This is a genomic window from Microbacterium sp. 11MF, assembly GCF_000383475.1.
Taxonomy (GTDB): Bacteria; Actinomycetota; Actinomycetes; order Actinomycetales; family Microbacteriaceae; genus Microbacterium; species Microbacterium aquilitoris.
Genome location: NZ_KB911460.1, coordinates 146,972 through 160,958, shown reverse-complemented (window position 1 = coordinate 160,958; position 13,987 = coordinate 146,972). Strand labels below are relative to the sequence as shown.

The following is a 13,987-nucleotide window of genomic DNA, read 5'->3' as shown; positions in this document are numbered from 1 at the left end:
TCACTCCTCGCGCCGCGACTCTTCCGCGCCCGGCTCCTGAACTACAGGTTCCTCGAAGGCAGCCGGTTCGTCCATCGGGATCTCGACGTCCGGCGACTCCTCGATGACGAGCGCCGTGTCGACGGCCGCCGCACCGGTGACGGCAGTGGATGCCGCGTCCCGTCGCGCGCGACGCGTGAGCGGCGCCGGGGTGCCCGCCGACGCGCCGTCGACCGCCGGGACAACGTCGCCGCGCTTCGCGGCGCGACGCTCCTTGGCGCCTTCGACGAGGTTGTAGAGCGCCGGCAGCACCAGCAGAGTCAGCACCGTGGACGACACGAGGCCGCCGATCACGACGATCGCGAGCGGCTGCGAGATGAAGCCGCCGTGCCCGGTGATGCCGAGCGCCATCGGCGTGAGCGCGAAGATCGTCGCGAGGGCCGTCATGAGGATGGGCCGCAGACGGCGAGCGCCACCGGCGAGCACCGCCTCCGGCGTCGACAGTCCCTTCTCGCGGTACTGGTTGACGAGGTCGATGAGGACGATCGCGTTCGTCACGACGATGCCGACGAGCATCAGCACGCCGATGAGCGAGGCCACCCCGAGCGGCACGCCCGAGGCGATCTGCAGCAGAATCGCGCCGGTCGCCGCGAACGGAACTGACACGAGCAGCAGGATCGGCTGGCGCAGCGACTTGAAGGTCGCGACCATCACGATGTAGACGATCAGGATGGCGGCGAGGATCGCGAGCCCCAGCTGCGCGAAGGCATCCTGCTGCTGCGTGACGACACCGCCGACCTCCGCGTCCGCTCCCTGGGGGAGGTCCGCATCGGCGAGCGCCGCGGTCACGGTCGTGTTGGCGGCGTTGAGGTCGTCGCTCGACGGCGTGACCGTGACCGTCGCCGTCCGCTGACCGCGCTCGCTCGTGATCGAGGACGGGCCTTCGGACTGCGTCACGGTCGCGACCTCGTCGAGCCGGATCGGACCCGACGCGCTGGCGATCTCGAGCGCCCGCAGTTGCGCGATGGTCTTCGGGATCTCGGACGCCTGCAGGTAGACGGTGAGGGTCGAGTCGTCGATCTCGACGGTGCCGATCTGACGGGGCTGCATCGTGTTCGAGACGAGACCGCCGACGGCGACCTCGGAGAGCCCGAGTTCCGCGGCCTTGTCGCGGTCGACGGCGACCGAGACGAAGGGGAGGGATGCCGACAGGTTCGAGTCGACCTGGTCGACGCCGTCGGCGCCCTTCAGCTGGGCGACCACCTTGTCGGTCGCGTCGCGGAGGACCCCGGCGTCGGGCGCCGTGATGTCGACCTCGATGTCGCTGGAGCCGAAGCCGCCCTGTGCAGCGGCGACGGTGACGTCACCGGCATCCTTCAGGTCGGCGACGGCCTTCTGCACGTCGGCCCGGATCTGCTCCTGATCGGCGTCGGGGTCGGTGGTGATCGAGTAGGTGATGCCCGTGCCACCGCCCGAGAAGGCGTCGCGGAGCGCGGAACCCGAGGAGCCGATGGAGGTCTGGACGGTGTCGACGCCGTCGACGTCGAGGAGCACCGCTTCGACGCGCTTCGCGGCGGCGTCCTGACTGCTGAGGCTCGCCGTCGCGCCGATGTTCTGGGTCACGGTGAACGTGTTCTGGCCCGAATCGCCCAGGAAGTTGACCTTCATGAGCGGCACGGCGAGGATCGTGCCGCCGAGCACGAGGACGGCGAGCAGCAGGGTGACGACGGAGTGGCGGAGCGTCCAGCGCAGCACGGGCAGGTACGACTTCTGCAGCCGGCTCGGCGGGGCGGTCGGGTCCTCGGGGTCGATGGCCCGGCCCGTGGCATCCAGAACCGGCTTGCCCGGCCGCAGGAACCAGTACGCGAGCACCGGGACGATCGTGAGCGCGACGAACAGCGAGGCGAGCATCGCGATGGTGACGGTCAGCGCGAACGGACGGAAGAGCTCGCCCGTGAGGTCGCCGACGAACGCGATGGGGAGGAAGACGGCGACGGTGGTGAGGGTGGATGCCGTGATCGCCGCCGCGACCTCGCGCACCGCCAGGCGGATCGAGGCCAGCTTGTCGGCGTCGCCGACGTAGTGCCGCTTGATGTTCTCGATGACGACGATGGAGTCGTCGACGACGCGGCCGATCGCGATCGTGAGCGCGCCGAGCGTCAGGATGTTGAGCGAGTAGCCGAAGGCCTGGATGCCGATGAACGTGATGAGCACGCTCGTCGGGATCGAGATGGCGGTGACGAGGGTCGACCGCACCGACAGCAGGAAGATCAGGATGACGACGACCGCGAACGCGAGGCCGAGCAGGCCCTCCTGAGCGAGGGCCTCGATCGACTGCTCGATGTAGGGGGCCTGGTCGAACACGACCGTCACGGTCGCGCCGTTGCCGAGATCGTCCTTGATCTTCGTGAGCGAATCGCGGACGAGGTGCGAGACGTCGACGGTGTTGGCGGCCGGCAGCTTCGTGATCGACACGGTGAGGGCGGGCTTGCCGTCGACGCGCGAGATCGAGGTGACCGGGTCGGTGTCGAGCACGACCGTGGCGACGTCGCCGACCGTGAGTGCGCCGGCGGCGATCTGGTCGGCGTTGGTCGGGACGAGCGGGAGGGCGGCGATGCCGTCGACGGAGTCGAGCTTCGTGCCCGTCTGCACCGTGAGGGTCTGGTCGCCCTCCGAAACCGTGCCGCCGGGGAAGAGCGTGCCGTTCTGGTCGAGCGCGTCGGTGATCGCCGTCTGGGTGTACCCGGCGGCCGCGAGCTTCTCCTGGTCGGGCGTGATCGTGACGCGGGACGTCCGGCCACCGACGATCTGGGCGGCCGCGACCCCGTCGAGGTCCTCGACGTCGGGGATGACCGCGTTCTCCAGGCGGTCCTGGACGGCGGCCTCGTCGTCGTACCCCGTCACGGCGAGCGAGATGACCGGGAGGTCGTCGGTCGAGAAGGCGAGGACGTTGGTGTCGAGGCCGTCCGGCAGCGAATCGATCCGGTTGATCGCCTGCAGGATCTTCTGCTCGGCCGTCGCGAGGTCGGTGCCGTACGCGAAGGATGCCTGGACGATCGACGCGTTCGTCGTGCTCGTCGACGATGTGGACTCGAGGTCGGGGACCGCCTGGATCGCCTGCTCGATGGGCGTCGACACGTCGTTGTTGACGACGTCGGGTGAGGCACCCGGGTAGGTCGTCAGGATCGACAGCTGCGGCAGCTGGATCGGCGGGATCAGCTCCTGCTTGAGGCTCGTGAGAGCGAGGCCTCCGAAGATCGCGGCGACGATCGTGATGAGGGCGATGAGCGCACGGTTCTTGAGGCTCAGGACGGCGAGGTGAGACAACGAAGGCCCATTTCCACAGTGCAGGGGGCGGTGCGGGGATGCGCGCAAGTATCCCACGCGCCGCAGGGCCCGAGGCTGGGAGGGCGTGTCAGGACAGGATGAGCGTCCGGATGGCGGATTCGGGCGACACCGAGGTGTCGAGGAGGATGCCGCGACGGTACCGGTCGAACACGCGCGGGTCGATGTACGAGCTGCGGGCGACCGACGGGGTGTTGCCGAGCGCCTCGGCGGTCACCTTCACCGCGAGCACCTCGGCGCGCGCGAGTTCACTCTTCTTCGTCGTGGGGCCGATCCGCGCGAGGGCGTCGGCCGCGGTGATCGTCCCGCGGAGCGTCCGGAAGTCCTTCGCCGTGAAGGTTCCGCCGGTCATGGATCGGACGTAGAGATTGACGTCGCGAGGGCTGAGAGCGACGCGCCGTCGCCCGCGCAGATGGGCGAGCAGCGGCGAGGCGGGCCGTCCGCCCACGAGCAGTTCGACGGCCGCTGCGAGGTCGACATCGTCGACCTCCATCTCCTGTCGCTGACCGCTCTTGCCGGGGAAGCGGAGGGCGACCACAGTTCCGTCGACGACGGCGTCCCGGCGCAGGAGGGTCGTGAGTCCCCGGCTGCCGTGCTTCACGAGGTAGCGCTCGGCGCCCACGCGCGGCGCGGCGAGGTCGAGAAGCCGGAACGCGGCGGCGAGCACACGCTCCTGATCGATGTCCTCCCGGCGGAGCGATGTCGTCACCCGGCCGCGCGCTCGCGGCAGAGCCTCGGCGAGCTGCAGCGCGCGCGCGTATTTGCCCTTGTCCCGACCCGCGGTCCACTGCGGGTGGTAGCGGTACTGCACCCGCCCCGCCTCGTCGACGCCGGTCGCCTGCACGTGGCCGTTCGCGTCGGCGCAGATCCACACGTCCTGCCAGGCCGGCGGCAGCACGAGGGCGCGGACGCGTTCGGCCTCCTCCTTCGGGAGGGGATTGCCGTCGGCATCCAGGTATCGGAACCCGGTGCCCGAACGCAGTCGGCGGTAGCCGAGGTCGACACCGGGACGCACCCGCTTCAGGCGAGGCACGTCAGTGCGATCGGAGCATGTCGATGAGGTCGGCCTTGCGCGCCCGGGAATACCCGCTGAGGCCGAGCTCCTTCGCTCGTCCACGAAGGTCGGCCACCGTCCAGTCCTCGTAGTCGCCGGCTGCGCCGCCGCGCTTCCCGACCGCCTTCCGGCCGTCGCGGGCCGCCGCGTTGGAGATGCGGGCGGCCTTCTCCTTCGAGGCACCGTCGGCGCGGAGCTCCTCGTAGAGCTCGGGGTCTTTCAGGCTGTTCGAGCCGCGTCCTGCCGGCATGGTGCATCCGCCTCACGTGTCGATCGCGGGTAAGGATCGCCCGCGTGCGGCCACGTTATGTCACCGCAGGGCCAACCTGTCAAGGGCCTGTGATCACCTGAAAGAACGCTGATAACAATGTCTAGACGCACACCCGCGTCACCCCCGCCCCGGCGGACAACGGAGACAAACAGAGGGAGCCTCCAATGAACCTCGCACTCATCATCATCATCGTGATCGCCATCGTTTTGGCGATCGTGGGTGGCATCACGGAAGGCCTCCAGTTCCTGCTGTGGGTCGCCATCATCGTTGGTGTCATCGCTCTGATCGCATTCTTGCTGCGAGTACTCCGCAAGAACGCCTGATCGTCTGACGCACTCCCCCAGGTGCGTCAGCGGCGCTCTCCCCCAGGAGCGCTTCGAGGCCCCCTCCCGACCACGGTAGAGGGGGCCTCGTCACGTCCGGCATCCGATCACGCGCCGACGTGATGGCGGAGCGCCTCCCTGACGAAGGTCGCACCGGCGGCTCCGCCGTAGTTCTTCGCGAAACGATCGTCCGCCACGTACATGTCGGCGAGCCCGAGGACGTAGCCGCGGACGTCTCCACCCTCGGATGCGGGTGTCCCCGGAATCGTGCGGAGCCACGCGACGTGCCTCCCCGCAAGCTCCTGCGCCTCGTCGGAATCGGGACGGATGCCGCGCTCCGCCGCGCGTGCCCATTCCTGGCCGAGCTGCGCCGTGTCGTCCTGCCACTGCTTCTTCTCGGCGGACGGCATCCCGCGCCACCAGGCGTCTGATCGTGCGTACGCGTCCGCGCCCCAGCGGTCGGTGACCTCCTGTCGGTGGGCGGTGTGATCGAAGCCGTCGAACATGGTCTCGGCCATGGGTTCCTCTCCTCTTCTTCTCGCGTCGAGGGTCGACGCGACGGCAGCGATCTGCCGCTCGATGCGATCCCGCTCGGATTCGAGCAGGTCGAGGTGGGCGCTCAGCGCCTGCTCCTCGGGGACGTCGTCGGCGAGCATCTCGGCGATGCGCGGCAGGCCGAGACCCCACTCGCGCAGCAGCAGGATGCGTTGCAGTCGACGCAGGGCGGCAGCGTCGTAGAACCGGTAGCCGCCCGGGCCGACCCGCGTCGCCGGCAGCAGACCGACGTGGTCGTAGTGACGGAGCGTTCGGCTCGTCGTCCCGGCGAGCCGGGCGAGCTGCTGGATCGACCATTCGCGCGTCATGGAGATCACGTTAAGAGTTGACGCTGCGTCAAGGTCAAGTGCGCACGTCGCCGACCATCTCGACACTCGAGATATATCGTGTTATCGTCCTTCCAACGCGATATATCTTGATTCGCGCTCATCCGCAGGAGACAACATGACTCTCGAGAAGTGGCTGGTCCAGCCCGGGGAGACCCGCATCATCGACCTCGACGGCATCCGTCGACTCAAAGTGGGACTCGTCGGCGGTCAGATCGACGTCGTCGCCCATGACGAACCGGGCGTCCGCATCGAGGTGCACTCGGTCACGCAGAAGGAACTGCGCATCGAGGCTCAGGACGGCGCGATCGAGATCGACCACGCGCAGCTGCGCTGGGACAACTTCCTCACGTCCTTCCGCAACTTCGGCAGCGGCGGCCCCCAGGCCGAGATCAGCATCGCGGTCCCCCGGGACATCGCCCTCACCCTCGGTGTCGTGAGCGCAAGCGCGCTCGTCGCAGGACTCGCCTCCGACGCGAAGCTGAACACCGTCTCGGGCGACATCATCGTCGACGGTCTCACCGGCGACGTGACGGCGAACTCCGTCTCGGGGGACGTGCAGATGCGCGGTCTCACCGGGACGCTCAACGCCAATGCCGTCTCGGGCGCCGTCACCGCGGTCGGCACGATCCGCACCGCCTTCGCCGACACGGTCAGCGGAGCCGTCCTGATCGACTCCAGCGGCCCCACCCAGAACGTGTCGTTCAACACCGTGAGCGGAGCCGCGACTCTGCGCCTCGACGAGGCCGTGGCCGCGAAGTACACACTCCGCACCGTCAGCGGGAAGCTCCACGTCGACGGCATCGACCGCTCGCAGAGCGGGATCGGCTCGAACTACACCGGAACCGTCGGCGAGCTCAGCGGCTCGTTCGCCGAGGTGCGCGCCAACACGGTGTCGGGCGACGTCACCGTCATCCGTCGGGTCGCCGCCGCGATCTCCGACGACGCGCCCGTCGCCGAGGAGTACTGACATGCCCGCCGTCTTCTCGCACGGTGATCTGCGCCTCTACCTGCTGAGCCTGCTCGACGAGGCGCCTCGACACGGCTACGACCTCATGCAGGCGCTGTCGGACCGCACCGGTGGCACCTACACACCGAGCGCCGGCACCGTCTACCCGCGCCTCTCGAAGCTCGAAGAGGAGGGGCTCGTCACGAAGACGGTGGACGGCCGCAAGACCGTCTACGAGATCACGGATGCCGGTCGCGCCGAAGTCTCGGCCCGTTCGGGTGATCTCGCCGGAATCGAAGCGGGTCTCGCCGACAGCGTGCGCCTCATCGCCGATGAGGTGCGTGCCGGTGTCCGCGAGGCCATGCGCAGCCTGCAGGCCGATCTCGCCGCGGCATCCCAGCCCTCGTCCTCCCCGACGCAACCCGCGGCGGCGGACCCGCGCTCGGCCGCCCGTGAACAGGTGCGCCGCGCCGACGAGCTGCTGGCGGAGTTCCGTGCCGAGCTGCGCGCCGACCTCCGCAGTCACGTCGCGCGGGGCGGCGACCTCGCGGCATCCGTCATCGACGACCTCAAGGTCGCTCTCGACGACGCGGCCGAGGCCGTCCGTCGGGCGACGCGGGGCTGATCAGGCCCCGGGCCAGAGCTCCTCGGGCCAGGACTGCCGGTCGCGCCACGGGTCCTCGTCGTCTTTCACCGGTTCGCCGGTGGGGACGACGAGGACCGGTCGGGGCTGACGGTGAGCCAGCCGTGCAGCGACCGATCCGGTGAAGAACTCGCGGATCGAGTCGCCGATCCCGCGCTTGCGGGTGCCCACGACGATCAGTCGCGCCTCGGTGCGGTCGGCGAGATCCTTCATCGCCAACGCCGGGTCCCCGGCGAGCATCTCGAGCTGCCACGCGACGTCGACGCCCTCGAGCGCACGGGCCGCCTCGTCGCGGAGCTGGGACTCGAGCGCCTCGCCGGGGATCGCGTCCAAGTTGATGGGCGCGGTGTGGACGTACCCGTCGGGGTCCTCGTAGGAGACGAATCGGGTGACATCGACGTGGACGACGAGCAACGACGCCCCGTGCAGCCGGGCGTAGTGGGCGGCCTCGCGCAGCACCCGGGACGGTTGCCGCGGCACGATCCCCACGATGACGGGCCGATGAGGGCGACGGGCGGTCGGCTGCGATGTGGCATCGGACATGGCAGATCACCTTCCTGCTCGCCGCCCGCGAGGGCGGTGGGAACGCTCCGTGGTACCCTGAATGCTACTCTTCCCGGCCTCTGCCGGACTGTGACTGCGTCGGGCTGCCGGACCAAGCCCGCACTCGTGAAATGAGGGGGTTACGCATGGGGCGTGGCCGTCAAAAGGCGAAGAACACCAAGATCGCCCGTGAGCTGAAGTACGACACCTACAGCTTGAACATCAACGCGCTCGAGCGGGAGCTCGGCGCGCCTGGTGACGAGCAGTACGAGGACAAGTGGGCCGATCAGTACGCCGATGAGGATGACGAGGACGACGAGTCCGAGTCCTCCTCCCCGTCGCTCGAGAAGGCCTGACCTCCCCGGTCGTACTCACCACGATCCGTGGCGCTGTTCCCACTCCTGTTCGACCGTCTTCCGTCGCGCGATCACGACGCCGGCCGGGAGTGCGAGCAGCGAGATCACGATGAGGATGACGAGGGGCGCCGTCCATGACCCGCTTGCGTCGTGCAGCAGCCCGATGCTCAGCGGGATGAACATCGTCACGCCGTAGCCGAGGCTCTGCGCGAATGCGCTGAGCGCGACGGTCGCATCGTGCGTGCGCGTGCGAAGACCCACCGAGGTCAGCACCAGCGGGAACAGCAGCGGCAGCGTGCCCAGCAGCGACACCCACAACCAGGGGGCGGATGCCGGGGCCACCAGCAGCCCGCCCGCGCCGAGCACCCCGCACGCCAACGCGATGACGAACAGCGGCAGCACGATGTCGCGGCGTGCGACGAGCGCCGGCACGACGAGCGACGCCGGCAGACCGATCAGTGCGAACAGCGACAGCAGGACGCCGGCGACCTGCGGGGTGACCCCCGCCGTGTCGACGAGGATCTTGGGCAGCCACGCGAAGGACGTGTAGGCGACAGCGCTCGATGCGAAGAACGTGGTGGCGAGCGCCCACGCGGTGGGGAGACGCCACATCCTCCCGAAGACACGGGTGCTGACCGGCGCGAGGTCGATGTCGGCGGCCGCCGCGAGCCGCCGGGCCTGCAGTGCCAGCACGATCCACGGCGCCAGGCCGGCGAGGGCGAAGACTGCCCAGAGCCCGAGCGAGAAGCGCCAGCCCGCGGCATCCGCGATGGGCACCGCGATCAGCGGGGGCAGGAAGGTCGAGAGAGCCATGGTCGTCGTGTAGACGGTCGTGAGCAGGCCGATGCGGTCGGCGAAGTACTTCTTCACGAGCGCGGGCACGAGGACGTTGCCGACACCGACGCCGGCGAAGATCAGGGCCGACCCGAGGAGCAGCCCGGACGCGTCGATCGCTGCGGCCCGGGCGACGAGCCCGAGTCCGACGACCCCGAGCGCGACGAGGGTCGTGCGCTCCAAGCCGAAACGGCGTTCAAACCCCGAGGCGAGTAGACCGAACACCGCGAAGCAGAGCGGCGGCACGGTGCCGATGAGACCGAGGACGGCGGCGGGAAGGTCGAAGTCCTCGCCGATCGCATCGAACAGGGGCGACAGCGACGCGACCGCCGACCGTAGCGAGAACGCGAGCAGGACGATGCCGACGAGGGCGAGGATCCGACCCCGTCGCACGGCGATGAGATCGGAGGACGTCACCGATTCAGCCTAGGCGGCTCAGGACTCCTGCGTGCCCTCGACCCAGGCGAGGTACTCGTCACTCACGGTTCCCGTGACGTACCGGCCGTCGAAGCAGCTCATGTCGAGGTCTTCGACGTCGGGCGCGCCCTCGAGGATCGCCGCCTTGAGGTCGTCGATCTCCTGGTAGACGAGGTAGTCGCAGCCGAGTTCCTCGGCGATCTCGGGGATCGTCCGGTTGTAGGCGACGAGTTCGTGACGCGACGGCATGTTGATGCCGTAGACGTGGGGGAAGCGGATGGGCGGCGCGGCGGAGGCGAACGTCACCGACTTCGCCCCGGCATCCCGAGCCATCTGGATGATCTCCTTCGAGGTCGTGCCGCGCACGATCGAATCGTCGATGAGGAGGACGTTCTTGCCCTTGAACTCGGTGGACATCGCATTGAGCTTCTGGCGCACGCTCTTCTTGCGGATCGCCTGCCCCGGCATGATGAACGTCCGGCCGATGTAGCGGTTCTTGTAGAAGCCCTCGCGGTACTCGATGCCGAGCTTGCGCGCGACCTGCATCGCGGCGGGACGAGACGAGTCGGGGATCGGCATGACGACGTCGATCGACCCCTCGGGGGTGTACTTCGCGATCGTGTCGGCGAGGCGCTCGCCCATGCGCAGGCGCGCCTCGTAGACGGAGATGCCGTTCATGACCGAGTCGGGACGCGCGAGGTAGACGTATTCGAACGAGCACGGCACGAGCTGAGGGCTCGGCGCGACCTGCTGCGTGAACAGGTTGCCTTCGAGGTCGATGAACACGGCCTCGCCCGGCTCGACGTCGCGGACGACCTCGAAGCCGGCGTTCTCGAGGACGAGCGATTCGGAGGCGACCGTCCACTCGTACCGGCCGTTCTCGGCCTTGCGGGTGCCGAGGATCAGAGGGCGGATGCCGAAGGGATCACGGAAGGACAGCAGCCCGTAGCCGGCGATCAGGGCGATCGCGGCGTACGAGCCCTCGACGCGCTGGTGGACGCGCGTAACGGCCTCGAAGATCTGCTCGTGGTCGAGCTCGAGGCCCGAGATGACCTGCTGCAGCTCGTTCGCGAGGACGTTCACGAGCAGCTCGGTATCGGAGCTCGTGTTGAGGTGACGACGGTCGGTGCGGAAGAGCTCCTCGGTGAGCTCGCGCGTGTTCGTCAGGTTGCCGTTGTGGACGAGGACGATGCCGTACGGGGCGTTGACGTAGAACGGCTGCGCCTCCTCCTCGTTCGAGGCGGTGCCCTTCGTCGCGTAGCGGACGTGGCCGAGGCCGATCGTGCCGAGCAGCGAGCGCATGTCGCGGGTGCGGAACGCCTCGCGGACCATGCCGCGGTTCTTCGCGATGTGGAAGATGCCGCTGGCCTCGGCGGTCGCGATGCCGGTCGAATCCTGCCCGCGGTGCTGTAGCAGCAGCAGGGCGTCGTAGACCTCTTGGTTGGCGGGTCCCTGAGCGACGACGCCGACGATTCCGCACATAGGTGTAGCTCAGTCCGTTTCTGCGTAGGAGCCGACCAGGCGCACTGCGCCACCGTCGACGCCCTTCGCGCCCTGCTCGTAGTCGCCGGCCGGCAGTGCCGCATCCGACACCGTCCCGACCTGCCAGGTGTGGATGCCCTCCGCAGAGAGGGTGGATGCCGCGGCGTCGGCGGTCTCGGCGGAGACGACTGCGAGGAAGCCGACGCCGAGGTTCCAGGTGCCCTCGGTCTGCTCGAGCGTCAGCCCGCCGATGTCGGCGAGGACGCGGAACACGGGTGACGGCGACCAGGTGGAGCGGTCGATGTCGACCCAGGTGCCGACCGGCAGCACGCGCGCGAGGTTGGCGGCGATGCCGCCGCCGGTCACGTGGCTGAGCGAGTGCATCGCCCCCGGGTGCGCGTCGATCGCGCGCAGCAGCGGCGACGTGTAGAGGCGCGTCGGCTCGAGGAGCTCCTCGCCCCACGTCCGGCCGAAGTCGGCGGCGTTGTCGCCGTAGCCGATGCCGGCGTTCGCGATGATGTGGCGGATGAGCGAGTAGCCGTTCGAGTGCGGGCCGCTCGAGGCGAGGGCCAGCACGACGTCGCCCGAACGCACGCGGTCGGCACCGAGGACGGCGTCCGCTTCGACGACACCCGTCGCCGCGCCCGCGACGTCGTAGTCGTTGATGCCGAGGAGTCCGGGGTGCTCGGCGGTCTCGCCGCCCACCAGCGCGGTGCCGGTCGCCGTGCAGCCGTCGGCGATGCCGCGGACGATGTCGGCGATCCGCTCGGGGAAGACCTTGCCCGTCGCGATGTAGTCCGTCATGAAGAGGGGCTTCGCCCCGACCACGACGATGTCGTCGACGACCATGCCGACGAGGTCCTGGCCGATCGTGTCGTGCTTGTCGATCGCCTGCGCGATGGCGACCTTCGTGCCGACGCCGTCGGTCGAGGTCGCAAGCAGCGGCTTGGCGCAGCCGAGCAGAGCGGATGCGTCGAAGAGTCCGGCGAAGCCGCCCACACCCCCGAGGACCTCAGGGCCCTGGGTTCGACGGACGGCCGATTTCATCAACTCGACGGCGAGGTCTCCCGCCGCGGTGTCGACGCCGGCAGCGGAATAGGGATTGGTGGGGGTGGCGGCCACCCGCACAGCCTACCGGTCACCGGACAGGGTGATCCGCCATCGTCGCCACGGGACGCCGGCCACAGGGGAGCCATAGGATGTCGCCATGAGCGGGGCTGAACGGCCCGAGTGGGTCGTACGGGAGGATGCGAGCGCGACGGTGCTCGTCGCGCTGTACGTGCGCCAGGCGCTCGGCATCCGTGCTCCCGAGGAGCTGCCGCACCTGCGGGGCGCTCCCGCCGCGCAGCCCGTCGACGACGATGACGCGGCGGTGCTGCAGCGGCAATGGCTCGCGTACTGGGCGATGTCGGTCGAGCCGCAGGCGCATCCCTCCCCCGTCCCGCTCGATCTGGTCGGCGGGTTCGAGACGCTCGCCGTGCTGCCGGTCGAGGGGTTCGACGAGCTGCGGGCGGCCATGGCTCCGCTGGCGGAGGACGCCGTCGCCTACGCGAACTGGGCGAGCGAGCGCTACGCCGCGCAGGCCCGGTCGGGGTCGGCCAGCAGCTACCGCGCCTATGCGAGCGCGATCGCCGAGCACGAGCGACGCGTCGGTCGGCGCGCGCACTCGTTCGAGCTCAACGTGCAGGTGCTCCCACTGACGCAGCGGGGCGTGTGGTGGATCGGTTCCCTCACGATCGCGGTCACCGACGGCCTGCGCGGCGACGTCGCGGCCTTCGACCCGGCGATCCAGCCGATCATCGCCGAACTCGCCTGATCAGTCGGACTCTTCGACGCGTTCCCGCTCGATGCGCACCGTCCGGTGTCGACGCGCAAGGACGCGGTCGAAAATCAGCGCGATGACGCCGCCGAGCGCGACTCCGGCGGGCACGCAGCCGAGCAGGAGGAAGCCGAACACCTGACTCTGCGAGTAGGTCGCGCCCGTGCTCTCGCTGATCTGACCGTCACCGTAGGCGAAGGTCAGGATGAGGGCGACGAGGATGCCGAGGGCAGCGCCGACGCCGAAGAAGGCGGCGAACTTGGGACTCCGACGCAGCTCAGCGGACTCGACGTGCGATTCGGAATGCTCGGCCATGCTCCCATTGTCCACCCGCGCCTCAGGGAAGCGGGTCGACGATCGGCTCGGGCTGCGCCGAGCGGGCGCTGTTGCGCTTTCGCCGCTGCACCGACCCGACGGCCAGCAGGGCGGCGAGAAGGGCCGCGATCCCCACCACGACTACCGGGACCAGGATGCCGGTGCCCCCGGCATCCGCTTCGTCACCGGCCGGCGCCGCGGCGGGCTCGGCGGTCGTGCAGGTCGCGACGACGGTCAGGTCGAACGTGCCGGCGGCTCCCGACCAGAGGACATCGCGGCCCTCGGCGGTCAGCTCGGTCGCCGCGCCCACGCCGTCGAGGTTGACGGTGTCGCCCGACTCCGAGACCGCGGCGGCCCGCAGATCGACCGTCGCCAGCGGAGCCTGCGGCATCTGGTCGGCGCCCTCGGGTTGCACGTCGAAGAGGAGGGATCCCTTGCCGCCGTCGATGACGAGGGTCGGCGCAGAGAGTGTCGTCTTCACGCCGGCTGCACTCGTGTACGCGAGCGTGCCGTCGAAGCTGGCACTGCCCGACGGAGCCACCGGCTCCAACACGCCCGTGCCCTTGTCGAAGGTGAGGGTCCCGTCAGCGGCGGCGAGCGACCCGCTCGCCTGCACCTCGGTGGCACCGGCAGCCCACACCGCCGTCGCCTGCGAGACGGTGCACGTACGGGGCGCGGCCTGGGCGGGGAGCGCGGTGACGGGGAGGAGAGCGGCCGCCAGTGCGATCACGAGGATCGCCGATCGCGCGTCCACCCCGAGGTGTCGTGCCTGCATG

15 protein-coding genes are annotated in these 13,987 nt (G+C 69.5%); 5 read left to right on the top strand and 10 right to left on the bottom strand.

The window, feature by feature from the left end; genetic code table 11:
• The 3 genes from H286_RS0107785 to H286_RS0107775 form a co-directional block, all read right to left on the bottom strand.
• On the bottom strand, positions 1-3,306 hold the full coding sequence (locus H286_RS0107785; RefSeq protein WP_020097686.1) for an efflux RND transporter permease subunit: 3,306 nt from the start codon (positions 3,304-3,306) through the stop codon (positions 1-3).
• Positions 3,307-3,394: 88 nt separating this feature from the next.
• On the bottom strand, positions 3,395-4,357 hold the full coding sequence (locus tag H286_RS0107780) for a DNA topoisomerase IB (RefSeq protein WP_028497441.1): 963 nt from the start codon (positions 4,355-4,357) through the stop codon (positions 3,395-3,397).
• A gap of 1 nt (position 4,358) precedes the next feature.
• Complete coding sequence (locus tag H286_RS0107775; RefSeq protein WP_020097684.1) at positions 4,359-4,628, bottom strand: DUF7218 family protein; 270 nt, start codon at positions 4,626-4,628, stop codon at positions 4,359-4,361.
• 185 nt (positions 4,629-4,813) lie between these two features.
• On the opposite strand from H286_RS0107775, the gene H286_RS15040 reads away from it, so the two are divergent.
• Positions 4,814-4,972 carry a hypothetical protein gene (locus H286_RS15040; protein ID WP_018187927.1) on the top strand — a complete coding sequence of 53 codons (159 nt, stop codon included), beginning with the start codon at positions 4,814-4,816 and terminating at the stop codon, positions 4,970-4,972.
• A gap of 107 nt (positions 4,973-5,079) precedes the next feature.
• Here the strand turns inward: H286_RS15040 and H286_RS0107765 are convergent, their stop codons facing one another.
• Complete coding sequence (locus H286_RS0107765) at positions 5,080-5,835, bottom strand: MerR family transcriptional regulator (protein ID WP_020097683.1); 756 nt, start codon at positions 5,833-5,835, stop codon at positions 5,080-5,082.
• A 136-nt stretch (positions 5,836-5,971) separates the two neighbouring features.
• Here H286_RS0107765 and H286_RS0107760 point away from each other — a divergent pair, with 136 nt between their 5' ends.
• Positions 5,972-6,823, top strand: a complete 852-nt coding sequence (locus H286_RS0107760) for a DUF4097 family beta strand repeat-containing protein (RefSeq protein WP_020097682.1) — start codon at positions 5,972-5,974, stop codon at positions 6,821-6,823.
• Between the two features lies 1 nt (position 6,824).
• Positions 6,825-7,427: a PadR family transcriptional regulator gene (locus H286_RS0107755; RefSeq protein WP_020097681.1), complete on the top strand. Its 603-nt coding sequence runs from the start codon at positions 6,825-6,827 to the stop codon at positions 7,425-7,427.
• On the opposite strand, the gene H286_RS0107750 is transcribed toward H286_RS0107755, so the two are convergent.
• Complete coding sequence (locus H286_RS0107750) at positions 7,428-7,988, bottom strand: universal stress protein (protein WP_020097680.1); 561 nt, start codon at positions 7,986-7,988, stop codon at positions 7,428-7,430.
• Between the two features lie 146 nt (positions 7,989-8,134).
• On the opposite strand from H286_RS0107750, the gene H286_RS0107745 reads away from it, so the two are divergent.
• Positions 8,135-8,344: a DUF3073 family protein gene (locus tag H286_RS0107745; protein WP_018187922.1), complete on the top strand. Its 210-nt coding sequence runs from the start codon at positions 8,135-8,137 to the stop codon at positions 8,342-8,344.
• 15 nt (positions 8,345-8,359) lie between these two features.
• Here H286_RS0107745 and H286_RS0107740 read toward each other — a convergent pair whose 3' ends face one another.
• Genes H286_RS0107740 through purM form a run of 3 tightly spaced genes read right to left on the bottom strand, consistent with a single transcriptional unit; the run spans position 8,360 to position 12,205 of the window.
• Positions 8,360-9,595, bottom strand: coding sequence for an MFS transporter (locus H286_RS0107740; protein WP_020097679.1), 1,236 nt, complete (start codon positions 9,593-9,595; stop codon positions 8,360-8,362).
• Between the two features lie 18 nt (positions 9,596-9,613).
• Complete coding sequence (purF, locus tag H286_RS0107735) at positions 9,614-11,077, bottom strand: amidophosphoribosyltransferase (RefSeq protein ID WP_020097678.1); 1,464 nt, start codon at positions 11,075-11,077, stop codon at positions 9,614-9,616.
• Between the two features lie 9 nt (positions 11,078-11,086).
• Complete coding sequence (purM, locus tag H286_RS0107730) at positions 11,087-12,205, bottom strand: phosphoribosylformylglycinamidine cyclo-ligase (protein WP_020097677.1); 1,119 nt, start codon at positions 12,203-12,205, stop codon at positions 11,087-11,089.
• A 79-nt stretch (positions 12,206-12,284) separates the two neighbouring features.
• Here purM and H286_RS0107725 point away from each other — a divergent pair, with 79 nt between their 5' ends.
• Positions 12,285-12,893 (top strand): hypothetical protein, encoded by a 609-nt coding sequence (locus H286_RS0107725; RefSeq protein WP_020097676.1) that lies wholly within the window; start codon positions 12,285-12,287, stop codon positions 12,891-12,893.
• On the opposite strand, the gene H286_RS0107720 is transcribed toward H286_RS0107725, so the two are convergent.
• Both H286_RS0107720 and H286_RS0107715 read right to left on the bottom strand, forming a co-directional pair.
• Positions 12,894-13,211, bottom strand: a complete 318-nt coding sequence (locus H286_RS0107720; protein WP_020097675.1) for a hypothetical protein — start codon at positions 13,209-13,211, stop codon at positions 12,894-12,896.
• 22 nt (positions 13,212-13,233) lie between these two features.
• Complete coding sequence (locus H286_RS0107715) at positions 13,234-13,986, bottom strand: HtaA domain-containing protein (protein ID WP_028497439.1); 753 nt, start codon at positions 13,984-13,986, stop codon at positions 13,234-13,236.
• Between the last annotated feature and the right edge of the window lies 1 nt (position 13,987).